Genomic DNA, 26,196 nt, shown 5'->3' with positions numbered 1-26,196 from the left:
GCGCCTTTATTTACAGTACCTTATCGACCACGGCTGCCAACCGCGCGAGCGTGGCATCGACGTCGTAAAGTTTGTCCAATCCGAAGAGCCCCAGACGGAAGGTCTGGAAATCCTCCGGCTCGTCACACATCAAGGGCACACCAGCGGCGATCTGCATCCCTTCGGCAGCAAAGGCCTTGCCGTTTTGCACGGAGGGATCCGCAGTATAGCTCACCACCACCCCCGGCGCGCCAAAACCTTCCGCCGCGACAGAGGTAACGCCCCTCTCCGCCAGCATCTTGCGCACGGAATCCCCCAGACGCCACTGCGCCTCTTTCAGACGGTCAAAGCCGTAGGATTTCGTCTCAAGCATGGTATCGCGGAATTGCCGTAGCGCATCGGTCGGCATGGTCGCATGATAGGCGTGGCCACCATTTTCATAGGCTTTCATAATGCTATGCCACTTGGCCAGATCGATGGCAAAACTGTCCGAAGTTGTCTCTCCCATGCGTGCAACAGCGCGGTCCGACATCATGACCAGCCCGGCAGAGGGCGAAGCGCTCCAGCCTTTTTGCGGCGCAGAGAGCAATACGTCGACGCCAAGCGCCTTCATATCCACCCATGCGCAGCCCGACGCGATGCAATCCAGCACCACCAGCGCGCCAACGGCATGGGCCGCTTCTGCCATCTGCTTGATATAGTCATCGGGCAGGATCACCCCCGCGCTGGTTTCCACATGGGGCGCGAAAACCACCTGCGGCTTATGCGCCTCGATGGCTTTGACAACGTCATCAATCGGGCTTGGGGCAAAGGGCGCGGGCGTGCTGTTGCCCTGCATCTGCGCCTTCATGACGGTGGCATTGCCGGTCAGATCGCCGCTCTCGATGATCTGGCTCCACCGATAGGAAAACCAGCCGTTGCGCACGACCAGCACCTCGGCCCCCCGTGCGAACTGACGGGCGACTGCCTCCATCCCGTAGGTGCCGCCTCCGGGGACGACAGCCACGGCATCGGCCTTGTATACGTCCTTGAGCAAAGCGCTGATGTCGCGCATGACCTCTTGGAACACGGCGCTCATATGGTTCAAGGACCGGTCGGTGAACACGACCGAAAACTCTTCAAGCCCTTCCGGGTCAACTGAATTTAGCAAAGCGGGCATGATATCCTCCTGATGGTTTCGCGCGAACATAGCCGCTTGCGTGGTAAAGTCACAGGCCCAAAGGTCCGGTCAGTCGTTCCTCGCTTAGAAGCACATTTGCCTCGACCGCCCCCGCCCCCGGCAGGGTCATGATCCGCCGCCGCAGTACCCGTTCGAAATCCGCCAGATCCCGCGCAACAACCCGTAAACGGTAGTCATATAGCCCCAGAACATGCTCCACCGTTTGGACCTCGGGGATGGCACTGACGGCGCGTTCGAAATCCTCCAGGCTAACCCGCCCTTTGGTCGCAAGCTTGACGCCGAGAAAGACGGTGACGCCAAACCCCAATGCCTCGCGGTTCAAACGCACCCTCTTGCCGCGCAGGATGCCTGCCTCCTCCAGCCGTTTGATCCGCCGCCAAGTGGCAGGCTGCGACAGCCCCATATGACGCCCCAGGGCACCGGCGCTTTGTGTGGCATCCCGGGCAAGCGACCGGATCAGCCGGTGATCCACCTCATCCAGCGGGATCATAGCGGTAACGCCTCCTCTGACTTGATCCGCGCCACATGCATCAGCGCCTCGATATCGGCAATATGCGGCAAGGTCAGAATACCCTCCCGGTAAATCTGCTGATAATGCGCCATATCCCGCGCAATAACCGATAGGCGCACATCCACCCGCCCTAGAAAGGTCTGGAGCTCGATCACCTCAGGCAGCTGGCGTGCCTCTTCAAGAAAGCGGTCGAAGGCATTGCCCTGCGTCTTGTCCAAGGTGATCCGCAAGGACACTTCGACCGTGTAGCCCAATGCCGCCCAATCGACGACAGCCGCCACCCCCTGCACGATACCGGCTTCCTGCATGCGCGTGATCCGTCGCGACACCTTACCCGCTGTCAGCCCCGTAAGGTCGGCCAACTCCGCCGGCGACAACCCCGCATCCGCTTGCCAGTGGCGCAGAAGTCGTCGATCCATATCATCAAGCATGATTTTTCCATTTTTACCGTATACCGCGCATTACCATCTTCATTTTGCCAAATAAACTCACAATTCCGCAATAGCATCTCGCACCAGCTTCGATATGGTCTCCCTAGATTTCAACGAACCCGAAAGGACGCCCCAATGCGCGTTTATTACGACCGTGACTGCGATGTGAACCTGATCAAGGACAAGAAAGTCGCCATCCTCGGCTACGGCTCCCAGGGCCACGCCCACGCGCTGAACCTGCGTGATTCCGGTGCGAAAAACCTCGTCGTTGCGCTGCGCGAAGGCTCCGCTTCGAAAGCGAAAGCCGAAGGCGAAGGCCTGAAAGTCATGGAAATCGCCGAAGCAGCAGCTTGGGCCGATGTGATCATGTTCACCATGCCCGACGAACTGCAGGCTGAAACCTACAAGAAATACGTGCACGACAACATCCGCGAAGGGGCCGCAATCGCATTCGCCCACGGGTTGAACGTCCACTTCGGCCTGATCGAACCCAAACCCGGCGTTGATGTGATCATGATGGCCCCCAAAGGCCCGGGCCACACTGTGCGCGGCGAATACACCAAAGGCGGCGGCGTGCCTTGCCTGGTTGCGGTAGACACCGACGCCACCGGCAAAGCGCTGGAAATCGGCCTGTCCTACTGCTCCGCCATCGGTGGCGGCCGGTCCGGCATCATCGAAACCAACTTCCGCGAAGAATGTGAAACCGATCTGTTCGGCGAACAGGCTGTTCTGTGCGGCGGTATCGTTGAACTGATCCGCTGCGGCTTTGAAACACTGGTCGAAGCCGGCTACGAGCCCGAAATGGCCTATTTCGAATGTCTGCACGAAACCAAGCTGATCGTTGACCTGATCTATGAAGGCGGCATCGCCAACATGGACTACTCGATCTCGAACACAGCGGAATACGGCCAATACGTCTCCGGCCCGCGCATCCTGCCCTACGACGAGACCAAAGCGCGCATGAAAGCCGTTCTCAGCGACATCCAGTCGGGCAAATTCGTGCGTGACTTCATGCTGGAAAACTCCGTCGGTCAGCCCACGCTGAAATCCTCGCGTCGCGCCAATGACGAGCATCAGATCGAAGTCGTCGGCGGCAAGCTGCGCGAAATGATGCCCTGGATCTCTGCCGGCAAGATGGTCGACAAATCCAAGAACTGATCGCCATTGCCGCGATGTGGAAAGGCCCGGTTCTGCACCGGGCCTTTTCTTTTGCGCGACCGGCTGTCACATCTGGCGGGCCGAGTTTTCCCACAGGATATGTCATGCCGGACGCGCCCCAGATCACCAAATCCAGCTGGCTGATGATCCTGCTGCTTGCCTTCATCTGGGGAGGCACGTTTCTGGTGACCGAAATCGCCCTGACTGAAATGCCACCCTTCTGGATCGCGGCCACACGTGTCGGGTTCGCGGCCACCGTGATGATCGTTATCTGGGGTCTGCGCGGCTTTCGGCTCTTTACCCAATCCCCCACCCGCGGCGATATCGCGGCCATTATCTTTATCGGTGCCGCTAGCTCTGCCGTGCCGTTCAGCCTGCTCGCATGGGGTCAGCAATATGTCACCTCGGGCTTTGCGGGGGTGACCATGGCTGCGACGGCGCTGATCATCCTGCCGCTTGCGCATTTCTTCGTTCCGGGCGAAGCGATGAGCCCGCGCAAGGTGATCGGTTTTGCCCTGGGCTTTGTCGGCGTTGTCATCCTGATCGGCACGCAAGCCTTTGAAAGCAGCGGCACCGCGCTTGAAACCCAAGGCCGTCTGGCCTGCCTGGGTGCGGCGGGGGGCTACGCCACCAGCTCGATCATCATGCGCCGCCTGCCCGCGGTGGACGCGATCGGCCTTGCGACCATCCTGCTGATCTTTGCCACCTGCATCACTTTTCCCATGGCGATCATCATCGAAGGTCTACCGCCCCGCCCCTCGCCGTCCATCTTCGCGGCGCTGGCGTTTCTGGGCCTGATCCCCACCGCCGCTGCAAATTTCCTGCGCGTGCTGGTGATCCGCAGCGCCGGCCCGGTGTTTATGTCACTGGTGAACTACCAAGTCCCCCTCTGGTCCGTCTGCCTCGGCGCGCTCTTGTTGAACGAACCGCTGCCGCCATCCCTGCTCTACGCGATGGTGCTGATCCTCTCGGGTGTCGCACTCAGCCAATATGGCGCGTTCCGCCGGCTGTTCACCCGCACGCCCGCCTAGCTTCCAAATGGCTCTAAATCCTCGCCGAAGGCATCCCACAGCCACCGCAGGCGGCGCGTCCCGCGAGGGCAAGGCAGGGCCGCCGCGCAGGACATCCCCGCCAGCAGCCCTGCGATCAGCTTAAGGTGCGACAGCCGCTGTGACCGCATCCACGACGGAATCGACCGCGCGTTCCATCAGCTGCGCGTCTTCATGTTCTGCCATCACACGCACCAGCGGCTCGGTGCCGGATTTGCGGATCAGCAAACGCCCCTGACCGGCCAGATCGGCCTCGGCCTGTGCGATAGCCCCTTGCACCTGCGCGTCTTCCAACGGCACCTGACCGGTAGAAAACCTCACGTTCTTAAGCAGTTGCGGCACGGGTTCAAAGTTATTCAGCAGCTCGGAGGAGGTCTTCTCCGACCGGATCATCTCTGCCAGAAACTGCAGCCCCGCCATCAGACCGTCACCCGTGGTGGCGTGGTCGGTCATGACGATATGGCCCGATTGCTCGCCGCCCAGATTGAAGCCGCCTTCGCGCATCCGCTCGACCACATAGCGGTCGCCGACGGACGTCCGCTCAAGCCGTAGCCCCTTGCCCTGCAAGAAGTGTTCAAGGCCAAGGTTGCTCATCACGGTGGCAACCAAGGCGCCATTGGCCAGCCGGTCTTCTGCCGCCCAACGGGACGCCATAAGGGCCATGAATTGATCCCCGTCACCGACCTTGCCGGTTTCGTCAATCAGGATCACGCGGTCCGCGTCGCCATCCAGACAAATGCCCACATGGGCACCGTGCTCTACCACCGCCGCTGCGGCGCGTTCGGGGTGGGTCGAGCCGCAATTCTCGTTGATATTAAAGCCGTTCGGCGACACGCCAATCTCGATCACCTCGGCCCCCAGTTCCCATAGGGTTTCGGGAGCGACGCGGTGTGCGGCCCCATTGGCGCAGTCGATCACGACCTTCAGCCCGTCCAGACGCATTTGGCGCGGGAACGACGACTTCACCCGCTCGACATAGCGGAACCGCCCGTCATCGATCCGCTTGGCACGGCCAATCTTATCGGCGGGGGTCAACTCCACACCGCCTTCGATCAACGCCTCGATCTCGGCCTCCACAGCGTCGCTCAACTTGAACCCGTCGGGGCCGAAGAACTTGATGCCATTGTCCGTCGCCGGATTGTGGCTGGCCGAGATCATGACCCCCAGATCAGCCCGCATCGACCGCGTAAGCAGCCCGACCGCAGGCGTGGGCACCGGCCCCAGCAGCAGCACATTCATCCCCGAGGACGTCAGCCCCGCCGTCAGCGCGTTTTCGAACATATAGCCCGACAACCGCGTGTCCTTACCAATCACCACACGGTGCACACCGTCACGACCCGCGCTAAAATAGCGCCCCACAGCGGCCCCGATTTTCAGGGCGACCTCGGCTGTCATCGGATGCACATTGGCCTTTCCGCGAATACCGTCTGTTCCAAATAATTTTGTCATAAAATGCTCCCAAAATATGCGGCATGCCACAGAGCGACCGCTTGGCGGGTGTCGTCCACGTCATGCACACGGATCATTTGCACACCCTGCCCCAATCCTGCAAGCGCCACGGCGATCGACCCCGGCGCGCGGTCCCGTGCTTGCGGCGCGGTGCCGATCGTTCCGATAAACCGTTTGCGCGACACGCCCAGCAGGATAGGCGTCCCCAAAGCGTGAAACAGGCTCAGCCGCGCCAGCAGAGCCAGATTGTGATCCTGCGTCTTGCCGAATCCGATGCCCGGGTCCGCCAGAATGGCCCCCCGCGGGATGCCTGATGCCTCTAGGATGCTGATCTGCCGCTCCAGCGCGTCAAAAACATCAAGCAGCACGTTATCATACTGTGGGTCCAGATGCATGGTCGCGGGATCGCCTTGGGCATGCATAACGCAAACCGGCAGCGCCAGTTTTTGACACAGGGGCCCGAGGGCGGGATCAAAGGTGAAGCCCGAGACGTCGTTTACCAGATTGGCACCAGCGCTGACCGCCGCCTCGGCCACGGCGGCCTTGCGGGTATCGATAGAGATCGGCGTGTGCAGCCCAGCCCCCCGCAGTGCGGCGATGACGGGAGCGGTGCGCGTGATCTCTTCGGAGACGTGCACAAAATCCGCGCCGGGGCGCGTGGACTCGCCGCCAATGTCCAGAATATCCGCGCCGGCGGCCACCATCTTTTGTGCGACGCGCAGCGCATCGGGCACGGCATTATGCTGCCCCCCGTCCGAGAAACTATCGGGCGTCGTGTTCAGAATGCCCATGATGCGCGGGCGATCCAGCGTCAGCCCTGCCATCGCGGGTCTGGGCGCGGTCAGCCGTGCCATCACGCTTGCCGGGATATCGGCCGCGGGCACAACACGGGGCGGCGTGCTGCGCGACAAGACCTCGGCATGGGTGAACCAGCCCCACCCCCCCGCGAGAGGCAGCGCAGTATCAGGCCGCGCGGGGCCGATCTGGACGAGAGGTCGGAAATAATCGGTCATGTCTCACAGACTGCCTTGGTCTACCGCTACGGCGCGCAGCGGAACAGAGGCGTCAGCCGGCAGGTCCGCCCCGATCACCAACATCTCTGTCGCGTCGAAGCTGGCGGCGAACCACGCGGCCAAGGCCACTGCATCGCGCGGTTGCGCCGACGGGGTATCAACGCTATCAAGCACGATTTTCGACGGGGCCCAAACGCTCGTCTGACCGTTCTTCATTGCCCAATCCAGCTCTGTCCGCGTCGCCACCACAACACAGCGATCATCCTTTGCGGCCAGCACCCAGGCGTTCTGTTCAATCGCCAGCAGATCAATGCGGCGCTGCGCCATTTTATGCCCGACCTGCGGCGCGGCGGTGTCCGAAGCGCCGACACATAGGATCAGGGGCCGCCCCATCTGGTGCAACTGGTCCAGCCACCCCGCCAGATGCGGCGAGGCGATGGCATCATTGCTCAGATAGACCAGCTCGGGGTGTGGCACCTCGCGCGCCTCGGCCTGACTGTCGGGGGTATCATCGCGGGCGCGCACGATCTCGACGCCCAAAGCACCGGGGCCACGGTCCAGCTTTTCGATGCGCACAAACACCCGCATCGCTTGCCGTTCCAGCAGGATACGATCCGCGACCCGTTCGGCCAGCGTCTCGAGCAGGTTCAGCCGTTCGTCCGACAGCTCGTAGGCGATCGCTTCGGTCACGCGGTCGTAGGACAGGATACGGTCCACATCGTCGTCCACGGGGCCGGTCAGCGGCTGCACCTCGACGACGACATTGAAACAGATGCGCTGCGTTACGCCACGTTCGGCCTGAAAGGCACCGATCTCGACCTCAACGATATGATCGCGTAGGGAAATCCGGTCCAGAGGTTCAGGCCCCGCCGTCGCAGCAGCGCGTTCGGACGGGTGCGCAAAGGCAAGCCGCGTGTCACTTGTCATGGGTTTGGGCCTTTGCTTGTCTCACTCGCAAACGATCCTAGACCGTTTGCGCGGATGTACCAAAGCCAGACACGGCTGGCCAGCCGTCAAAGACGACAGAAACGCCGCTTAGTTCGACGCGGTCTGAACGCCGTCACGATAGAACATGTGCACGCCGATCTTGGTGGTGCGGGTAAAGACGCGCGACCAACGGGGGCTCACGGCGGTGGTATGATAATACGTCGCCCCCCCTGTCAGCGATGGTGCCTTGCCGTCCAGCACCGCCCGCGCGACCTTGCCGACCTGCACATAGGCGCGCGGCTCTGATATCACTTCGGCATTGCCATCGCAGGTGTAGGTGAACTGGCACTGATATTTACGACCCGTTCCCTGATTGATCACGCTGCACAAAGACCCGGGAAACTGCGCGGATTTCACACGGTTCATGATCACTTCGGCCACAGCGAACTGGCCCTTCACCGTCTCGCCGCGCGCTTCAAAGTACAGCGCCTCTGCCAGACAGCGCCATTGTTCGCCGCCCGATGCTTTCGGCTGTTCGGCCAGCCATGCGCGGGTGAATTCCACCTCGCTTGCGTTGTTCGATGCGATCATGCTTTCCAGACGTTCCGACCCGACAGAGCGCAGCCCTTTGGCTTCGATGTCAGCCAGTGCTTTGGCCTGTTGCGGGCTGGCGGACGCCACGGCAGGAGCAAGCAAAGACAGCGCCAGCAGGGCGCAGGACGAGAATTTCTGAAAAGAACGCATTGAGCGCCTCGCAACTAGTTTCGGACAGCGCCCCCTACCCAAACTGGCACCAAGCGTAAACCCTGCCGAAACCGCCTGCGCGGGAACCCGCACAGGAACACAACATCTAGGCGATCAGCCGCGCAAAACTACCCGATCTTGTCCGCGATGGCGAGTTGAGCCGCCGCCAATCTGGCCACCGGAACACGGAAAGGTGAGCAAGAAACGTAGTCGAAACCCGCTGCACGGCAAAAAGCAATCGATTCGGGGTTGCCGCCGTGCTCTCCGCAGATCGACAAGGTAATCCCAGGTTGTGCTTCCCGCCCCCGCGCGGCACCAAGCTGAAGCAGCTCTCCGACGCCGTCACGGTCCAGCATATGGAACGGATCTTCGGGGAAAACGCCCTGCTGCACGTAGGTCGACATGAACCGTCCCGCGTCATCACGGCTCAACCCATAGGTCATCTGCGTCAGGTCGTTTGTCCCGAAACTGAGGAAGGAACAATGGGGCGAAATCTCTCCGGCGCGCAGGGCGGCACGGGGCGTTTCGACCATCACGCCCAAACGGTAGGTAAAGCTCGCGCCGCGTTCGGATTTCACCGCCGTTGCGATCTTGTCGACGCTGGCTTTGATCAGTTCAACCTCGCGTTTGGCCGAAACAAGCGGGATCATGATCTCGGGCACCACGGGGTCGCCATCGCGGCTGGCTTCGATCGTAGCCTCAAAGATCGCACGGGCCTGCATCTCGTAGATTTCGGGCACCGTCACGCCAAGACGCACGCCGCGCAGGCCGAGCATCGGGTTATATTCGGTCATCGCCTCGATCCGGCGGGTCACATTGGACAGCGGCAAATCCAGCGCCTCGGCCAGATCGCGTTGACCAGTGCGGGTCGAGGGCAGGAATTCGTGCAAGGGCGGATCGAACAGACGGATGCACACCGGCTGACCCTGCATGATGCGGAAAAGCTGAATGAAATCATCGCGTTGCATGGGCAGCAAGCGTTCTAGCACGGCGCGGCGGCCTTCGCTGGTATCGGCAAAGATCATCTCGCGCATCACGGTCAGGCGGCTGGGGTCAAAGAACATATGCTCTGTCCGGCACAGCCCGATCCCCTGCGCGTCAAAATTGCGCGCGGTTTGTGCGTCGGCGGGGGTGTCGGCGTTGGCACGTATCCCGATGTCGGCCGCGTCTTCGGCCCAGGACATGAGCTTTTGGAAGGTCGCGTCCAGCAGCGGCTCAAGCATATCCGCGGCCCCGCACAGCACCTCTCCCGAGGTGCCGTCGAGGGTAATTTCATCGCCTGCCTTGAACATCCGCCCGTCGGGGGCCGTGATCACCCCCTTGACCAGATCGAAACGCATCGACGAGGCACCGACGACGCAGGGCAAGCCCATGCCCCGCCCGATCACCGCGGCGTGGCTGGTGATCCCACCGCGTTCGGTCAGCACGGCTTGGGCGGCATGCATCCCGCGAATATCCTCGGGCGAGGTTTCGCGGCGCACCAGAATACATTTCTCGCCCCGTGCGGCACTGGCTTGCGCGTCATTCGCGTTGAACACGATCCGGCCGGTGGCGGCACCGGGGCTGGCGGCAATGCCGCGCCCGATCACATCGCGTTTCACCCGTGGGTCAACCTGCCGGTGCAACAGCTCTGTCAGGGTGCGGGGCTGGACACGCATCAGCGCCTCTTCACGGGGGATGATCCCTTCGTCTGCCAGCGCCACCGCGATCCGCACCGCCGCCCGCGAGGACCGCGACACGCGCACGCCATCAAGGATAAACAACTCTCCGTCAGAGATGACGAATTCCACCTGCATCTCGGCGCGCAGCCGCACCCGCATCAGCGCCGCGTGCTGTTTGAGCATCTCGAAAGCTTCGGGGGCGTGTTCCTCAAGCGACGGTCCGCGTGGATCGCGCGTCAGGTAAAGCGCATCGGCCGTGTCCTGCAAGGCGTCGCGCCCCTGCGACTGGCTCAGGTACCGCCCGGTGATCTGAGGCAGGCCGGTAGTGCTGTCCACCAGTTGCAACACGCCCGAGCCGCAAATCCCCGTGCCCACACCGAACACCATCTGCTGCACGATCAGGCCCAGCCCCGCATCTGCAGGCGCCCCCTTGGCCTGGCGCAACAGCCGCGCCGAGGTGCCCTCCCACGCCCGCGCCATGGAACTGAGCACGGCGGTCAATTGGGTCACACGGTCCTGGGGAAAGCTTTCTTCGGTCTCCAGCTCGTAGGCGCGCAGGGATTGCAGCAGCGCCTCGCGCCCGTCGCCTTCGACGTCGTCGAACATATCGGGGTCCAGCCGCGCCACATTGACGGCATAGGATTGCACGAAACGGGTATAAAGCGCCGATGCGGGCCCCTCGCCCATACGTTCGCAATAGTCGGCATAGCGGTCATCGTTCATGCCGATGTTCATCACCGCCCCCGGCCCGCCCCAATCCGGGTCCTGGCTAGAGGGGCGCACGCATAGCAGCGCGTCTTGGGGGAATTCATCGGCGACCGCTTGCAGATCGGGGATCTGCCCCTGCGCAATCTCGAGCACGACATCAAAGGGCAGCGCCACGGTGCGCGGCACCGGCAGATCGAGACGGACCAGACGTTGCAGACATTTCGCACGCCCCCCATGCGTATCATTCGCGATGGGGGCGGTTTGGGTCACAAGGGTTGTCATGGCGATTTTCTGCACTGCGGCACCTTTTGGTTCCTGCGCAGCATAGGCTTTCGCCGTGGTGTGGCAAGGCGTGATCGCCTTGCCCACGTGTCGGGTCTGCTGCGTTACCCGTCGATTTTTGTCAGATCCGCGACCGAGCTACAGATCGTGCGGATACGGCTGAGCAGGTTCAACCGGTTGCGCCGGACTGTTGCGTTGTCAGAGTTCACCTGCACCGCGTCAAAGAAGGCATCAATCGGCCCGCGCAAGGACGCCATCGCGGACATGGCTGTGCCGAAATCCTGTGCCTCCATCGCCGGTTTGATCTGCGCCTCTGCGGTATCAAGGGCGGCAAACAACGCGCGCTCTTCGTCGGTCTCGGCAAACTTGATGTCCGCGCCAAAGGAGTATTCCACCCCATCCGCATCCTCGGCTTGGCTCAGGAAGTTGTTGGCGCGCTTGAACCCCTGGATCAGGTTTTCCCCATCGTCGGTTTTCAACGTCTCGCTCAGCGCCTTGGCGCGTTTGACCAGCAGGGTCAGGTCGTCGTTCTGCGGCATGGCGATGCAAGCGTCGATGATGTCATGACGGACGCCTTGGTCCTTGAGGTACACTTTGAGACGGTCGTGGAGGAAGGAGAGAAGGTTTTCAGAAACAAAACCATGAGTCTGGTATTCAACTTGCGATGCTCTGGAGAAGTAGGTTTCCGCCAAATCTCTCGCTTGTTCGGAAGTTATTTCGTTCTGGGCCTGAAGTTCTTCACTACGTTCCAGTATGTCGTAAAGGTGTTTTGGTTCTTTAGACTTGGTTGCTTCCAACTCAGCAAGTACACTTCCGACCTCAGAAAAATTCTCTGTTAGCTCCACTGCCAGCTTCGACACCCTACTTTCGATATCTTGATCAACTCTATTTGAAAGGCCATCAACTAGGGCGCGCTGTACAGGCAAACTCAAATCATTCTCAACCAAAATCCGAATAACGCCCAAGGCCGCCCTACGCAGCGCAAACGGATCTTTGCTCCCGGTCGGCTTTTCATCAATCGCCCAGAAGCCGGTCAGCTTGTCGATTTTCTCTGCCAGCGCCACGGCGATAGACACGGGCGCGGTTGGCACGTCGTCGGATGGACCCAGCGGCGCATAGTGGTCTTGGGCGGCGGCGGCGATGGCCTCGGACTTGCCGGCGGCTTTGGCATAGTAGCTGCCCATAAGGCCCTGAAGTTCGGGGAATTCATAGACTATTTCGGACGACAGATCGGCCTTGGCGAAACGGGCGGCGGCGCGGGCCTCGTCTGCGTCGGCCCCGACCATCGGGGCGAGCTCACCAGCCAGTGCTTCCATGCGCGAGATCAGCTCTGCCTGTGTGCCCAGCTTGTTGTGGAAGGTCACGTTGGACAGACGGTCCACCCAGGTCTGCATTCCGGCCTCCGATTGCGCGATGCGCAGATCGTTTTCCCAGAAGAATTTGGCGTCCGACAGACGTGCAGAGAGCACTTTTTCATTGCCTGCCAGAATGGTCGCGCCATCGTCGGCGGTGGTGCGGTTGGCGACGGTGACAAAGCGTTCGATGCGGCCCGACTTGGGGTTGCGCACGGAAAAGAACTTCTGGTGCTCTTTCATCGAGGTTTGCAGCACCTCGGGCGGCAGACCAAGGAAATCATCGCCAATCTGCCCCATCAGCACGACGGGATATTCCACCAGCCCTGCGACCTCGGCCAGCAGCCCCGCATCCTCGACCACCTCAAGCCCGTTGGCAAAGGCCATATTGGTCGCGTCGTTCCAGATCGTATCGCGCCGCTCTGCCGGGTCGAGCACGACAAACGCGCGTTTCAGCTTGGCGCTGTAATCGTCAAAGCTGCTGACGGTGATTGTATCGGTGGCCAGAAAGCGGTGCCCGCGCGTTGTGTCGCCTGCGGTGATCCCGTCGATGGTCAAGGGCACGGTCTGCGCGCCATCTTCAGCCGACAGGATACACAGGATCGAATGCAACGGGCGCACCCACCGCAAGCTGCCACTGCCCCACCGCATGGATTTGGGCCATGGGAAGTTGCGAATGGTGGTTTCCAGCACCTCGGCCACGATCTCGGCTGCGGGACGGCCCGGCTTGTTGATCATGGCAAACAGGATCTTGCCCTTGGGCGTGTCGCGCTCTTCCAGCTGGTCGCGGGTCAGCCCTGCGCCGCGCAGAAACCCTTCGATGGCTTTTTCCGGCGCGTCGGCCTTGGGGCCTTTGCGTTCCTCGACCAGCGACGGGCTGGCGTCCAGCATCCCTTCGACGGTCAGGGTCAGGCGACGCGGCGTCGAAAAGGCCGCGGCAGAGGCATAGGTCAGCCCCGCATCCACCAGACCGTTCGTCACCAGTTTCTTTAGATCATCCGCCGCGCGCGCCTGCATGCGGGCGGGAATTTCTTCCGAGAAAAGCTCTATCAGGAGGTCGGGCATGGGTTCGTACCTTTCGGGGCCGCGTGTCGCTTGGGTGCGGTTAAATATGTGTCGCGCAAACAGCGCTTATGTCAAAGGGCCGGTCGATCCGGGTCGGATCAGTCGGCGGGGCGTTCCGGGCAAGCTTCGCCCACCACGGTGCCATCATAGGCTTTGTCGCCACAATCGTTCAGCTCGTGCCAGACATAGCCGCGCCCGTCCGAAGTGATCGCAACGATACGGTCTACGCCGAAATGCACGTTCTTCTGGCCCAGAAAGGTCAGCGCCGTGCCTGCCTCGATCTCTTCTGCGATGGCCTTGGCGTCGAAACAGTCGAACCAGCCCGGTGCATTGCGCGGCGTGACCTCGTCGCTGACGACATAGGTTTCGGACAGCATGGCGAGGCTGAGCGAGGTGTCGAAACATGCGCGGTAGCGGATGGGCGAGCTGTCGGCGTCGATGGCGCGGAAATTGTCGGTCAGGATCGGCTCGGACGCATTGCTGGAGATCGACACCAGCGAGACGCCCTCATCCGGTGCCGCTGCCTCGTGATAATAGCCGTAGACCTGTAGATAATAAAGCGCGAGACCCGCAATGGCTGCTGCAACCAAGATGACGCCTCCTACAATTTTACCGTTCATGCCGCGTTTTCCGACCAACCGCCGGCCCGTGTCTGAACAAAGGCGTCAGCGCAGGCTTTGGCAAGGGTGCGCACCCGCCCGATATAAGCCTGACGCTCTGTCACCGAGATGACACCGCGTGCGTCCAGCAGGTTGAAGATGTGGCTTGCCTTGATGCATTGGTCATAGGCGGGGTGCGCCATCACGATGCGCTTGCCGGTCTTGGGGTCCACGGCGTCTTGCGCAAGGATCGCCTTGCACTCGTTCTCGGCCTCGACAAAGTGGTCCAGCAGCACGTCGGTATTGGCGACATCAAAGTTCCAGCGGGCGTATTCTTCCTCTGTCTGTTTGAACACATCACCATAGGTCAGCGGGATCGGCGCGTCGGGGCTGTTAAAGGGCATGTCCATCACGTGATCGACGCCCAGAACATACATTGCCAAACGCTCGAGCCCGTAGGTCAGCTCGCCCGATACAGGGTGGCAATCATGGCCGCCGACCTGCTGGAAATAGGTAAACTGCGACACTTCCATGCCATCACACCAGACTTCCCAGCCCAGTCCCCACGCGCCCAAAGTGGGGCTTTCCCAGTCATCCTCGACAAAGCGGATGTCATGCAGCGCCATATCGATCCCGATCGCCTCAAGCGATCCGAGGTAGAGCTCTTGCAGGTTGGGCGGGCTGGGTTTGATCAGCGCCTGAAACTGGTAGTAATGCTGCAGACGGTTGGGGTTTTCCCCATAACGCCCGTCGGTCGGACGGCGCGAGGGCTGCACATAGGCGGCGGCCCAAGGGTTGGTGCCAAGCGCGCGCAGGGTCGTGGCCGGGTGGAACGTACCCGCACCGACTTCCATGTCGTAGGGTTGCAGGACCGCACAGCCCTGACGCGCCCAATAGGACTGTAGGGCGAGGATGATTTCCTGAAATGAACGGGGGCGCTGGACCGGGTCGGACATAAGATTTTGCCTTTGCTGCTGCGCGCCTTTCCTAAGGTGCTGTCGCGGTAGGGTCAATTGGCAGCTTTGTGATGATTTGCGCTGTCTCAAGCATGGTATTTTGCACAGGTTCCTGCTTATCTACTGCAAGTTTAAATCCTTGAGAGTACCCATACCTATGACGCGACTGTTTGCGGCCCTGATCGCCGCCTTGTTTATTGCCCCGTTTGCCTTTGCACAGTCTGCCGATGATGTGGTTTGGATACAGGTCGAAGCCCAGCCCAATCTGGCCGCGGCGACCGATCGCGCACGTGCCTATAGCGCCAATCTTGAGGATGTGAACGGCTTTGCCTTGGGCGGCAGCTGGTATGGAATCGCGGTCGGCCCCTATCGCCGTGATGACGCAGAGCTGTTGTTGCGCCGCTACCGCCGGGACGGGGTGATTCCGCGCGACAGCTTTATCCAGCTTTCTGAACGGTTCCAGCAGCAGTTCTGGCCCGTGGGCGCGAACGTCCTGAACATTCCGCTGATCGCACCGGTTGAACCTGCATCCCCCACCGATACGCAGACAGACAGTGAGATCACGCAAACCACCCTGCCCCCCGCCAGCGAAGCGCTGGAGCAAGAGAACACCGCCACCGCAGAAGCAGAAACCACGCAAGTCCCCGTCCTGCCAGAACCACCACGTGACGAAACCCTGGCCGAAGCGCGCGCCAGCGAACGGGATCTTGACCGCGAAGCGCGCGAACAGCTGCAGGTCGCGCTGAAGTGGGCCGGGTTTTACAATGCCGCGATCGACGGTGCCTTCGGGCGGGGTACGCGGGGGTCTATGGCCGATTGGCAAGGGGCCAACGGCTATGACGCCACCGGCGTGCTGACAACGCTGCAACGCGCCGCCCTTCTGAAACAATATAACGCCGTGCTCGAAGGTCTGGGCCTGCAGGTCGTGCGCAACGCCGACGCGGGGATCGAGATGGTGATGCCGACCAAGATCGTGGGGTTTGACCGGTTCGAGCCCCCCTTCGCTCATTACAATGGCACCGGCGACATCGACGCGCGGGTTCTGCTGATCAGTCAGGCGGGCGATCAGGATACGCTCTTTGGCCTGTATGACATCATGCAGACCCTTGAAATCGTCCCCGAAGAAGGCCCGCGCGAGCGGAAGTCCGACAGTTTCGAGCTGATCGGCGAGAACGGCCGCATCGTCAGCCAGACGCAGGTGTCGCTGCAGAATGGCGAGATCAAGGGCTTCACCCTCATCTGGCCCGCCGGGGACGAAGACCGCCGCCGCCGCGTAATTGCCGAGATGACGAAATCCTTCACCCGCCTGCCCGGTACGCTGGATGCCGCAGCGGGGGGGGGCGACCGTCAGGCTGTCGATCTGGTGTCGGGTCTGCAAATCCGGTCGCCGAAAATCTCGCGCTCGGGCTTCTTCATTGATGGGCGCGGTACTGTTGCCACCACATCCGAGGCGGTGCAAAGCTGTGGTCGTCTGACACTGGACGACGAGACAGAGCTTGATGTGGTTGTTGATGATGCGGCCAGCGGGATCAGCCTGCTGAAACCCCGCGCAGCGCTTTCGCCATTGGATGTGGCGGCGTTCAACACCGTGCCCCCCCGTTTGCAGTCCGAAATCGCGGTTGCGGGTTTCCCCTATGAAGGCGTGCTTGGATCTGCGACGGTGACCTATGGCACGCTGGCCGATGTGCGTGGGCTGCAAGGCGAAGAGAACATCGCCCGCCTCGCGCTAGAAGCCCGCAGCGGGGACGCGGGCGGTCCGATTCTGGATCGTGACGGGCGGGTCTTGGGCATGTTGCTGCCCCGTGCCAATGGCGCACGCGAATTGCCCGAAGATGTCGCCTTTGCGGTTGAATCCAAGGTCATCGCAGAGCTTGCGCAAAAGGCCGGTGTCACCGTTGATACCACGGCCAGCAGCACCACGATCAAGCCGCAGGACCTGCGTGAAAAAGCCAAGGGCATGACCGTATTGGTCAGCTGTTGGGAATAAAAAAAACCCGATCCCCCGTTTAACGGGGGATCGGGGTCAGTCGTTTGAACCGCCTCGGGCAGCGCCCTTGATCAGACTGCGGTCTGGGGCGTCAGATAGATCAACGTCGGGCGGTCGGCCTTAAAGGCTTGCGCCAGGACCTCTGGCAGCTCCTCCAGCGATTTCGGTGCCGCAGCATAGGCTCCATAAGCTTCGGCCAGTTTGCAAAAATCGGGATTATGAGCGATGACCGCGTTTGGCGCGATCTGCGCGCGGGTCATGCTGTCTTCGATTTCGCCTAGTTTGCCATTGTCCCACAGGATGATCGGCAAGGGCAGCCCCAGCTCTACCGCAGCCCCCAGTTCCTGCACCGTGTACTGAAAGCCATAATCCCCGATGATCGCCATGGTCGGCAGTCCGGGGCGGCCAATGGCCCCACCAATCGCAGCAGGTGTTGCGTAGCCAAGCGTGCCGAACCCGTAAGGATGATGCCAATATCCGGGGCGATCCATTTCCCAGACTTCTGTCGCGGCATAGGCGAATTGGGTCATGTCCGAGTAGATCATCGTGCCTTCGGGCGTCGCAGCCTTCACCGCGTCCACCACGGCAAGGATGCCCGGACGCTCCATGTCCACTTCTGACCGCCAGCGCTTGCGCCAGCCTGCCACCTCGGCTGCATTCCAACCCGCTGCTGTGCGTTCGTCCGGCAAGGCAGCGTCAAGCGCGGCCATTACCTGTACCGCATCCCCAAGGATGGCAAAGGGTGCCGCTTGCGGGTCCGCCAGAACCGACGGATCAATATCAACGCGCACCAGTTCACCTGAATGCCCCAGATGATCGCGCCAGAGGTCCACCTCTGCCAGTTCGGTCCCGACGGCGATCACAAGATCCGCCTGCGCGATCACATCCACGCTGCTTTCTCGCGCGAGATAGGCGCCTAAATGCAGCGGCGCTCCGGGCGAGACGATGCCGCGTCCGGCATAGGTCGTCAGGCTCGCTGCCTGCCAGCGGGCCAGCAGGGCGTCAACGTTCTGAATGCCAACGGCACCACCACCAAAGATGAACAGCGGCTTTTGCGCTGCGGCCAGCTTTTCCGCCAGAAGGTCGATCTGCGCAGAAGGCACCGCCGGCAAGGTCGCGCTGACGGCAAGGGCGTGCGCGGGGGCGGCCTCCGCCTCCAGCAGGTGAATGGGAACAGAAATATGCTTGGAGCGCGGGCGGCTGGTGGCAAATTCGGTCAGGGCACGGTCGATCAACTGGTAGGCCGCCGGTGCCGTCAGCGCCATTTCGGACCAATCGCACACGGTTTCCGCCGCCGCGCGCTGATCGTTCATCTGGTGCAGCTGCCCCTTCCGCGCCGCCGTTTCATCCAGACAGGAGGACAACACCAGCACCGGCACGGAATCGCTGTAGGCCTGTCCCATCGGCGTCATCACATTGCACAGCCCCGGGCCGGTGATCACATAGGCGACCCCCGGCTTGCCTGTGGCCCGGGCATAGCCATCTGCCATAAAGCCCGCCCCCTGTTCGTGCCGCGCCAGCACATGGGTCAGCCCTGCTTCCTCGATCCCGCGGTACATCTCTTGGTTATGCACGCCGGGGATGCCAAAGATCACCTCTACCCCGCGAGACTTGAGCATATGAGAAATCTGTGCCCCCAAAGGACGGGTTTGTACTGCGCTCATTATGCTCTCCAGAATTTGAATGTCAGAATGACGTATACCGCCATAAGCTCCAGCCGCCCGACCAGCATCGCGGCGGTCAGGATCCATTTGGCTGTGTCGTTAAGGGTGCTGAAATTGCCCGCCGGCCCGATGATCTTGCCCAAACCCGGCCCGATGTTCCCCAAGGCCGCCCCCGCCCCCGAGATCGAGGTCACGAAATCCAGCCCCGTCATGCTGAGCGCCACGGCCACCAGCCCTAGTGTCAGCGTGAAGAACATGAAAAACGACATGACCGAGATCATGACATCGCCGCTGATCGGGCGACCGTCATAGCGCGGGGTAAAGATGCCGTGGGGTGACCGGATTCGCTGCAACTGCGCACGGATGGATGCGAACAACAGCTGATAGCGGAAGATCTTGATCGAACAGGCGGTGGACCCCGCGCAGCCGCCAATCAGCCCCGTAAAGAAAAACAGCGCCACGGGAAACGGCCCCCAGGTCATATAATCGACCGAGGCAAAGCCCGTGCCCGAAATGATTGAAGTGATGTTGAACAGCGCCTCGCGCAGGGATTGCTCCCAATGATGCGGAAAGACCGACTGAATAGAGATAAAGATCAGCCCCACCAGCACCGCAATCGTCAGCAAGAAACCCTTTACCTGCGGATCACGATGCAGGGCCAAAGGGTTGCCGTTCAGCAGTTGCACATAGCGCACGAAAGGCAGCGCCGCGAGCACCATGAAGATCGACGCCGCATATTCCGCATTGCCGCTAAAGGTACCGAAAGAGGCGTCATAATTTGAAAACCCGCCCGTAGACACGGTGGTCAGCGCGTGGACCGTCGCGTCAAAGACGTTCATCCCCAAGGTCAGATAGGTCAGCGCACAGGCGAAGGTCAGCCAGACATAAATGACCGAGATCTGGCTGGCGATCTGCCCGGCCCGCGGGAGGATTTTACCAAAGGTATCAAAAGCTTCCGACTTGAAGATCTGCATACCACCGACGCGCAGTTCGGGCAGGAACACCATCGCCACAACAATGATACCGATGCCGCCCAGCCACTGCAGGATCGCACGCCACAACAACAGCCCCTTGGGCAGATCATCAAGCCCGGAAAACACCGTAGATCCGGTGGTGGTCATGCCCGACATGGCCTCGAACACCGCATCGACGAAACGCGCCTCTGTCGCGCCCAGCATGAACGGAAGCGCGCCGAACAACGGCAGCATCAGCCACACGGCCGTCGTCAGCAAAAAGGTCTGCTGGATCGTCAGCCCTTCCCTGACCCCGTTGGCACAGGCCAGCGCGATCATGCTGCCCCCCAGCATGGTGATCAGCCCGGCCTCGACGAAGACGGGCCAATGGCCGCGCCCTTCGGCAATATCGACCAACATTGGCACAATCATCGCGATGCCAAGCACCGACACCAACAGGCCGATGACATATCCAACTGGGCGCAAATCCAACATCTGCGCAGCGTTGGCGCGGCGGCGCGCCGGTGTCAAGGACACGCCCTGCGGTAAAACGCAAAACGGCCCGGGCAAGACACACCCGGGCCGTCAATACTCAACCTGTAAACCGATCAGACGTAATATGTGTCGCGGAAAACATGGTGCACGATGTCATCACGCTTGATACCCATCGCGGCCAGCTCTTCGTCGGTCTTGGACTGCAGGAATGTCACCTGACGCATCCGGCCCGAGTTCGCACCCGCTGCGATCAAACCGTTCCAGATGGCAGCAAAAAACCCGCCGATGACGGCGAAGGGAGCTTTGATGGTGGGGACGTTGCTTTGCGAAATTGTGCTGTTGTAAGCCATAATAAACTCTCGATTTATCTTGGCATTTCTGCCGGTTACCTTGTTCTGCCTCTTAATATAACGAAGCAATCCCCAATGAGAACCGACGTTTCTGCATAGCAGCATCCCGAAGATGCCGCATCGCAGCATGGCTTTGTGCATGTTTCAAGCAAGCACCACAAACCTCCGCGCAATAAATGCGCAGAATGAAAACATGTCAGAGTAACTGCCCTAAAACCGTGCGAACATCAGCCGACGTGAAACAGCGTGCTGAACAGTCTGGGGTCGATGCTTTGAGCCGCAAAGGTATCGCCCTGCGTCAGAACAGAGATCGCATCATGACTGTGCAGGCTTTCTTGGTGGCTGGCCACAACGCGAAAATCACGCACCCGCGGTTCGGCTTGCAACTGCTCGCAGAACAGCCGCGCCGCGTCTTCGACAAAGATCGGGTTAGCGGCGTTCAGCTCGGCAAACGCCTGTTCGTCCTCGCGTTTGACCATCACCTGCGTTTCTGTCGGCACCGCGCGCCGCGCCGCGTCGATCAGGTCTTCGAACCACAGGCAGCTTTCCTCGCAGTTCACCTCGACCGAGATCCGCGCGACAGAGCGTTGCGAATGCGGCGTGGCAAGCTGCCCCCGTGTCGCACGGGCATGTTCGGACAGCTCCAGCGAACAGGGACAGGTAGAGGAATAGACGTAATCAAGGTGGATGATCTTCTTGCGCGCACCTTCGGCCTCGACCAGCTCAAGCGCGATGTCGTAATACTGGTACCCCGACAGCCCCGACCGTAAGCTGTCGATGCGCACCGGAAAAGAGAACCGCATCTGGATGCGAGCATCATAACTTTCAAGGTCGGACTTATAATCATCCAACGCAGCTTCCATCACCTCGAAGCTGAACACCTCATCGGCATGTTTATAGAAACTGCGCATGATGCGGGACATGTTGATGCCCTTCTTATCCGCCTCAAGGCTGACCGATCCGGTGACCGATGTCTCGAGCGTCAGATCGCTGCCCTCGCGGGTGTGAAACCGCATGGGCAACCGAAAGTTCGATATCCCCACATGCTGGATCTGCTGTTTCGCACCACGGATCAGGCTCGACGGGCCGTTTTGCAGATCGGGCAGCGTGGCCTTGTAGTTATCTCCCACAGCAAAATCACTGGGATAATCGCGGCTGAACTGCGGGTAGCTTTCGGCGCTTTGCAGCAGACGGGCCAGCGACGGGTCCAGCGTCTCAATCTCCGCGGCGCTGGCCTTGCGCGCCCAGGCACGCAACGTATCAAGTGCCGCAACCGCATCATCACGGTCCGGTATCACTGTCGCGGCGATATTCATAGCAAGGCCCTTTCGCAAGTTGCCCCCTACATAGGCGATATCGGGGGCTTTACCAATGCTCCGTCCAGCCAAGCAGGCAAAGCCCCCGAGTGATCACTTCAATGTGTCCAGCGCCTGACGGATATCGGCGATCAGATCATCCACGTCCTCAAGCCCCGCAGACAAGCGCACAAGGCCGGGGCTGATCCCCAGCGTAGCTTTCTGGTCATCCGGCAAACGCTGGTGCGTGGTGGTCGCCGGATGGGTCGCAATGGATTTCGCATCGGCAAAGTTGTTCGAGATGGTGATAATCTCGAGCGCATTAAGGAATGCAAAACACGCGTCCTTGCCGCCCTTGACCTCTACCGCCAAGACAGTCCCCGCCGACGGCGCATGAGACGTGGCGAGCGCGTGCTGCGGATGGCTGGTGTGTGTGGGATAGCGCACAGCGCTCAGCTTGGGGTGCCCGTTCAGCGCATCTGCGATCTTATAGGCGGCATCCGCTTGGGCACGGACACGCAGGTCGATGGTTTCAAGCGCCTTGAGGTGGGTCCAGGCGGTAAACGGGTTCATCGCGCCGCCAGTGTGCTTCATATAGGCTTCGACGGGGCCGCGGATCAGTTCCTTGGGGCCGCAAATTGCCCCGCCCAGCATACGCCCCTGCCCGTCCACATGTTTCGTGGTCGAGATAATGGCGATATCCGCACCACATTCCTTGGCATAGGAAAATACCGGCGTCGCCATCGCGTCATCCGCTAGCACCAGCGCGCCGACGGCATGGGCCGCTTTCACCACATGGCGCATGTCAACGACTTCCAGGGTAGGGTTCGAAATGCTCTCAAAGAAGACCATGGTCGTGTCAGGGCGAATGGCCGCATCCCAGGCCGCGTTATCCGTGCCGTCGATCAAGGTCACCTCGACCCCGAAACGCGCCAAGATATCCTCCAGAACATACAGGCACGACCCGAAAAGCGCGCGCGCGGCGACCACGTGATCGCCTGCTTTCAGCAGCGATGTCAGCGCGCCGCTGACCGCCGCCATACCAGAGGTACAGGCGAAACAATCCTCATACCCCAAAAGCCCCGAGATCCGGTCCTCGAACATGCGCACCGTGGGATTGCCATAGCGGGCATAGATAAACTCGTCATCCCCCAGCGACTGGAACCGCGCCTCGGCCTGTTCGGCGCTGTCATAGACAAAACCCTGTGTCAGGAACACGGCCTCGGACACTTCGTTATACTGGCTGCGGCGGGTGCCACTGTGAACAGCCTTGGTCCGTGGTTTCCAATCAACGCTCATTCTCTCATCCTTCCTGTCCCGCCGTGCAGCGGGCGTAAAAAAACCCCAGACGCGGTCAAGCGAAAGGGGGCTTTCATCCTGACCTTTTAGCGGAATTTGGCAGGTTACTCTGCCCGTGGCCCGCAATCCGGTATCAAATCGCCACGTGTCATCTGCTACGCCCCTCGCCGGCTCGCGTCAACTCTAACAGCAAGCCGCCTTCCAAATGGCCGTAAATCCCGGGGGTGCTGCCCCATACGGGGCAGCGGGGGCTGGCCCCCGTCCTAGCTTTCGTCTTTTTCCAAACCATAGGTCTGGAACAGCCGCCCTTGCGTCATGAAAAACACAAACACCGCCGCCGTCAGCCCAAAGGTCTTGAAATATACCCAAGTCTCGGTGCTGGCAAAGCGCCAGATCAGCTCGTTTGCGAGCGCCAGACCGAAAAAGCATAGCATCAGCCGTTTGGTCAGGATCATCCAGCCGGCGTCATTCAGAGGCATCATCTCTTCCATCACGAACTTGAGATAGGATTGCCCCCGCGCCAGACCAATCGCCAGCAGCACTGCAAACAAAAGGTAGATGGCGGTCGGCTTCATTTTAAAGAACCTCTCGTCATTCAACCAAACCGACAGCCCCCCGAACAATGTCACCAGAATGACCGTGGCAACCTGCATGCGGCTGATCTTGCCCGTCAGCGCCCACAGCGCGCCTGTCGACAAGATCAACAGTGGCACAAAAGCTGCCGTCACCACGATAAAGCCGCTGTAGTCGGTGCCCCACAGGGTGAAGGTCTCGTCCTTGTAGCGCAGATAAGCGACAAAGAATATCAGCACCGGCCCGTATTCCAGCGCCGATTTGACGAAAGGGTTTATCTCGCGTGTCGTGCTCATCTTGCTCTCCAGTTATCCGCCCATTTCGACGATCACCGCACCAAGCGCGATCAGCGCCATCAGGGCAATACGGCGCGGGCCTACGGTTTCTTTCAGCACCAACCATCCGATCAGCGCCGCAAACACGGTCGAGGTTTCACGCAGCACGGCGGCCTCGCCCACTTTGTCCAGACGGGTCGCCAGCATGATCGAGCCAAAGCTGAAAAAGGCGACAAAACCACCCGCCACGCCACGAGTCATCAACGGGCCAAGGTCGGGGCGATCTTCCATCCGCAGCCAGCGGCGCGCGGCGATCACGGGCATAACCAGCCCGTCGATCATGAAAAACCACGCCAAAAAGGTAAACGGGTTGTCCGTCGCGCGGATGCCATAGGCGTCGAATGTGGTATAAAGCGCCACGAAAAGCCCCGTCAGCACTGCCAGCCCGAGGGCCGCGTTCAGCGTATCGCGTTCGGACACGAGGTAGACAAAGTTATACAGCGCCAACCCGAAGATACCGGCCACCAGCACCGCCACACCCAGCCATTGAACGCCCGAAAAGCTCTCTTCAAAAATGAGGTATGCACCGATCACGGTGAACAAGGGCCCCGTGCCGCGCACCACAGGGTAGACGACCGTATAGGCCCCCTTGGTATAGGCCCAGGCCTGCAACAGCTTGTACACAATATGGATCGCCCAAGCCCCGGCAAAGATGACCCACATATGGGGTTCGGGCCAGGGCACGACAAACAGCGCAAAGGGAGCAGCCATCAGGCAATAGGAAAAGTCGATGGCCCCGCGGGTCAGCCACGGATCATGCCGCCCTTTCTGAAGCGCGCCGAAAACGGCATGCAAAAAGGCCGCAGCCAGCGCCAACCAAAGCGCCGCTTGGTGACCGGCGGCTGTGCCCTCGATCTGGGCGATCCATTCGGTCATGTCGCCGGACCTTTATACTGCGTCACTGCGGGTCCAGCCCCAACAAGGCATCCGCAAACTCCTGCGGGTCAAAGGGCTGCAGATCGTCAATCTGTTCGCCCACGCCGATGGCATGGATCGGCAGCCCGAACTTATCCGCAAGCGCCACCAGCACACCGCCCTTGGCCGTGCCGTCCAGCTTGGTCATGACCAGACCGGAAACGTCTGAAATTTCTTGGAAAACCTTCACTTGGTTCAGCGCATTCTGCCCTGTCGTCGCATCCAGCACCAACAGTGTGTTATGCGGCGCGCTCGGGTCTTTCTTGCGAATGACCCGCACGATCTTGGCCAGTTCTTCCATCAGGTCGCCGCGGTTCTGCAAGCGTCCGGCCGTGTCAATCAGCAGTAGATCGGCACCGTCACGCTCCGCCTGTGTCATGGCGTCAAACGCAAGGCTCGCCGGGTCCGACCCCTGCCCTGCGGTCAGTACCGGCACGTCGGCACGGTCGCCCCAGACCTGCAATTGTTCGACGGCAGCGGCACGAAATGTGTCACCGGCGGCGATCACTACGTTCTTACCCGCGGCTTTAAACTGGCTGGCCAGCTTGCCGATTGTGGTCGTCTTGCCCGACCCGTTTACCCCCACCACAAGCACCACCTGCGGTGTCTTGGCATAGATCGGCAAGGGCTTGGCGATCGGGTCCATGATCCGCGCGACCTCTATCGCCATCAGGCGCTTGATCTCGTCCACAGACAGTCGCTTGCCAAAGCGCCCCTCGGCCATATTCGCGGTGACGCGCAGGGCCGTATCCACGCCCATATCGGTCGAGATCAGCAGCTCTTCGAGCTGTTCGAGCATCTCGTCATCCAGCACGCGCCGCACAACAGGTGCCGCGGCGCTGCGTCCCATCAAGCGGCCCATCAGACCGGGCTTGGCCGGTGCAGGCTCGGGGGGGGCGGGCACCAGATCGGGGGCCACGGGGGTCATCGTCTCGCGCAGCGGCACGGGCGCGGGCGTATCCTCTTCATCCGCTGGCATCGGTGCGGGTTCATCATCCACCGCTTCGGGCAATGCTTGGGCCGCGGCCTGCGGCGCATCCATCACCTGATCGACGGGAACTTCATCCACCGTTTCAGGGGTATCCGTCGCCCCACCATCTTCGACAATCGCCTCAAGCCCCTCGTCGATCTTGGACGAGGATTTGAACATTTTGGATTTCAGCTTTTGAAAAAAGGCCAAGCGCGCTCTCCGAATTGTCAGGCGTTTTCTATGATCTATAGGCTCGACCGGCGGGATGGAAGGGCGACAAGAGCAATTGACAGCAA

Annotated in this window: 22 protein-coding genes; 3 read left to right on the top strand and 19 right to left on the bottom strand. The window is 60.9% G+C overall.

Annotated features, from left to right (window positions below):
• Positions 1–10: 10 nt before the first annotated feature.
• Genes B4F27_RS15000 through B4F27_RS14990 form a run of 3 tightly spaced genes read right to left on the bottom strand, consistent with a single transcriptional unit; the run spans position 11 to position 2,101 of the window.
• On the bottom strand, positions 11–1,138 hold the full coding sequence (locus B4F27_RS15000; protein ID WP_286760024.1) for an aminotransferase class V-fold PLP-dependent enzyme: 1,128 nt from the start codon (positions 1,136–1,138) through the stop codon (positions 11–13).
• Positions 1,139–1,187: 49 nt separating this feature from the next.
• Positions 1,188–1,649 carry an Lrp/AsnC family transcriptional regulator gene (locus B4F27_RS14995; RefSeq protein WP_286760023.1) on the bottom strand — a complete coding sequence of 154 codons (462 nt, stop codon included), beginning with the start codon at positions 1,647–1,649 and terminating at the stop codon, positions 1,188–1,190.
• The gene (locus B4F27_RS14990) at positions 1,646–2,101 is read right to left on the bottom strand and encodes an Lrp/AsnC family transcriptional regulator (RefSeq protein ID WP_037944539.1); all 456 of its coding nucleotides are present in this window, start codon (positions 2,099–2,101) and stop codon (positions 1,646–1,648) included. The genes B4F27_RS14995 and B4F27_RS14990 overlap by 4 nt, the downstream gene beginning before the upstream one ends.
• 135 nt (positions 2,102–2,236) lie before the next feature.
• Here B4F27_RS14990 and ilvC point away from each other — a divergent pair, with 135 nt between their 5' ends.
• Both ilvC and B4F27_RS14980 read left to right on the top strand, forming a co-directional pair.
• Positions 2,237–3,259 (top strand): ketol-acid reductoisomerase, encoded by a 1,023-nt coding sequence (gene ilvC / locus B4F27_RS14985; protein ID WP_009824953.1) that lies wholly within the window; start codon positions 2,237–2,239, stop codon positions 3,257–3,259.
• A gap of 104 nt (positions 3,260–3,363) precedes the next feature.
• On the top strand, positions 3,364–4,290 hold the full coding sequence (locus B4F27_RS14980) for a DMT family transporter (protein ID WP_286760022.1): 927 nt from the start codon (positions 3,364–3,366) through the stop codon (positions 4,288–4,290).
• Positions 4,291–4,410: 120 nt separating this feature from the next.
• On the opposite strand, the gene glmM is transcribed toward B4F27_RS14980, so the two are convergent.
• From glmM to B4F27_RS14940, 8 genes are all read right to left on the bottom strand, one after another.
• The gene (gene glmM / locus B4F27_RS14975; protein ID WP_286760021.1) at positions 4,411–5,757 is read right to left on the bottom strand and encodes a phosphoglucosamine mutase; all 1,347 of its coding nucleotides are present in this window, start codon (positions 5,755–5,757) and stop codon (positions 4,411–4,413) included.
• Complete coding sequence (gene folP / locus B4F27_RS14970; protein WP_286760020.1) at positions 5,754–6,770, bottom strand: dihydropteroate synthase; 1,017 nt, start codon at positions 6,768–6,770, stop codon at positions 5,754–5,756. The genes glmM and folP overlap by 4 nt, the downstream gene beginning before the upstream one ends.
• 3 nt (positions 6,771–6,773) lie before the next feature.
• Positions 6,774–7,697 (bottom strand): dihydroneopterin aldolase, encoded by a 924-nt coding sequence (locus B4F27_RS14965; protein ID WP_037963988.1) that lies wholly within the window; start codon positions 7,695–7,697, stop codon positions 6,774–6,776.
• A gap of 108 nt (positions 7,698–7,805) precedes the next feature.
• Positions 7,806–8,441, bottom strand: coding sequence for a cell wall hydrolase (locus B4F27_RS14960; protein ID WP_286760019.1), 636 nt, complete (start codon positions 8,439–8,441; stop codon positions 7,806–7,808).
• Between the two features lie 128 nt (positions 8,442–8,569).
• Entirely contained in the window at positions 8,570–11,092 is a 2,523-nt protein-coding gene (locus B4F27_RS14955) for a putative PEP-binding protein (protein WP_180829350.1), read from the bottom strand.
• A gap of 104 nt (positions 11,093–11,196) precedes the next feature.
• Complete coding sequence (gene glyS, locus B4F27_RS14950) at positions 11,197–13,509, bottom strand: glycine--tRNA ligase subunit beta (protein WP_286760018.1); 2,313 nt, start codon at positions 13,507–13,509, stop codon at positions 11,197–11,199.
• Positions 13,510–13,607: 98 nt separating this feature from the next.
• A complete protein-coding gene (locus B4F27_RS14945) occupies positions 13,608–14,129 on the bottom strand; it encodes a DUF6446 family protein (protein ID WP_074634515.1) in 522 nt (173 codons plus the stop codon).
• The gene (locus B4F27_RS14940; protein WP_005854198.1) at positions 14,126–15,064 is read right to left on the bottom strand and encodes a glycine--tRNA ligase subunit alpha; all 939 of its coding nucleotides are present in this window, start codon (positions 15,062–15,064) and stop codon (positions 14,126–14,128) included. The genes B4F27_RS14945 and B4F27_RS14940 overlap by 4 nt, the downstream gene beginning before the upstream one ends.
• A 157-nt stretch (positions 15,065–15,221) precedes the next feature.
• Between B4F27_RS14940 and B4F27_RS14935 the strand changes: the two genes are divergently transcribed.
• Entirely contained in the window at positions 15,222–17,051 is a 1,830-nt protein-coding gene (locus B4F27_RS14935) for a serine protease (protein ID WP_286760017.1), read from the top strand.
• Between the two features lie 71 nt (positions 17,052–17,122).
• Here B4F27_RS14935 and B4F27_RS14930 read toward each other — a convergent pair whose 3' ends face one another.
• From B4F27_RS14930 to ftsY, 8 genes are all read right to left on the bottom strand, one after another.
• Positions 17,123–18,670 (bottom strand): 5-guanidino-2-oxopentanoate decarboxylase, encoded by a 1,548-nt coding sequence (locus tag B4F27_RS14930; protein ID WP_414717707.1) that lies wholly within the window; start codon positions 18,668–18,670, stop codon positions 17,123–17,125.
• A 44-nt stretch (positions 18,671–18,714) separates the two neighbouring features.
• Positions 18,715–20,163, bottom strand: a complete 1,449-nt coding sequence (locus tag B4F27_RS14925) for a TrkH family potassium uptake protein (RefSeq protein WP_037945061.1) — start codon at positions 20,161–20,163, stop codon at positions 18,715–18,717.
• 113 nt (positions 20,164–20,276) lie between these two features.
• A complete protein-coding gene (locus B4F27_RS14920) occupies positions 20,277–20,513 on the bottom strand; it encodes a hypothetical protein (protein ID WP_005854202.1) in 237 nt (78 codons plus the stop codon).
• A gap of 227 nt (positions 20,514–20,740) precedes the next feature.
• Positions 20,741–21,829, bottom strand: coding sequence for a GTP cyclohydrolase FolE2 (folE2, locus tag B4F27_RS14915; RefSeq protein ID WP_074634518.1), 1,089 nt, complete (start codon positions 21,827–21,829; stop codon positions 20,741–20,743).
• 93 nt (positions 21,830–21,922) lie between these two features.
• The gene (locus tag B4F27_RS14910) at positions 21,923–23,107 is read right to left on the bottom strand and encodes an aminotransferase class V-fold PLP-dependent enzyme (RefSeq protein WP_009824969.1); all 1,185 of its coding nucleotides are present in this window, start codon (positions 23,105–23,107) and stop codon (positions 21,923–21,925) included.
• Positions 23,108–23,370: 263 nt separating this feature from the next.
• Positions 23,371–23,976 (bottom strand): inner membrane-spanning protein YciB, encoded by a 606-nt coding sequence (locus tag B4F27_RS14905; RefSeq protein WP_286760015.1) that lies wholly within the window; start codon positions 23,974–23,976, stop codon positions 23,371–23,373.
• A gap of 12 nt (positions 23,977–23,988) precedes the next feature.
• On the bottom strand, positions 23,989–24,891 hold the full coding sequence (locus B4F27_RS14900; protein WP_286760014.1) for a DMT family transporter: 903 nt from the start codon (positions 24,889–24,891) through the stop codon (positions 23,989–23,991).
• A 22-nt stretch (positions 24,892–24,913) separates the two neighbouring features.
• The gene (ftsY, locus tag B4F27_RS14895; protein ID WP_286760013.1) at positions 24,914–26,110 is read right to left on the bottom strand and encodes a signal recognition particle-docking protein FtsY; all 1,197 of its coding nucleotides are present in this window, start codon (positions 26,108–26,110) and stop codon (positions 24,914–24,916) included.
• Between the last annotated feature and the right edge of the window lie 86 nt (positions 26,111–26,196).

The organism is Sulfitobacter sp. UBA1132, assembly GCF_002311545.1.
Lineage (GTDB): Bacteria > Pseudomonadota > Alphaproteobacteria > Rhodobacterales > Rhodobacteraceae > Sulfitobacter > Sulfitobacter pontiacus.
Note: the sequence above shows the minus strand (reverse complement) of the source record. Positions and strands in the feature narration are given on the sequence as shown.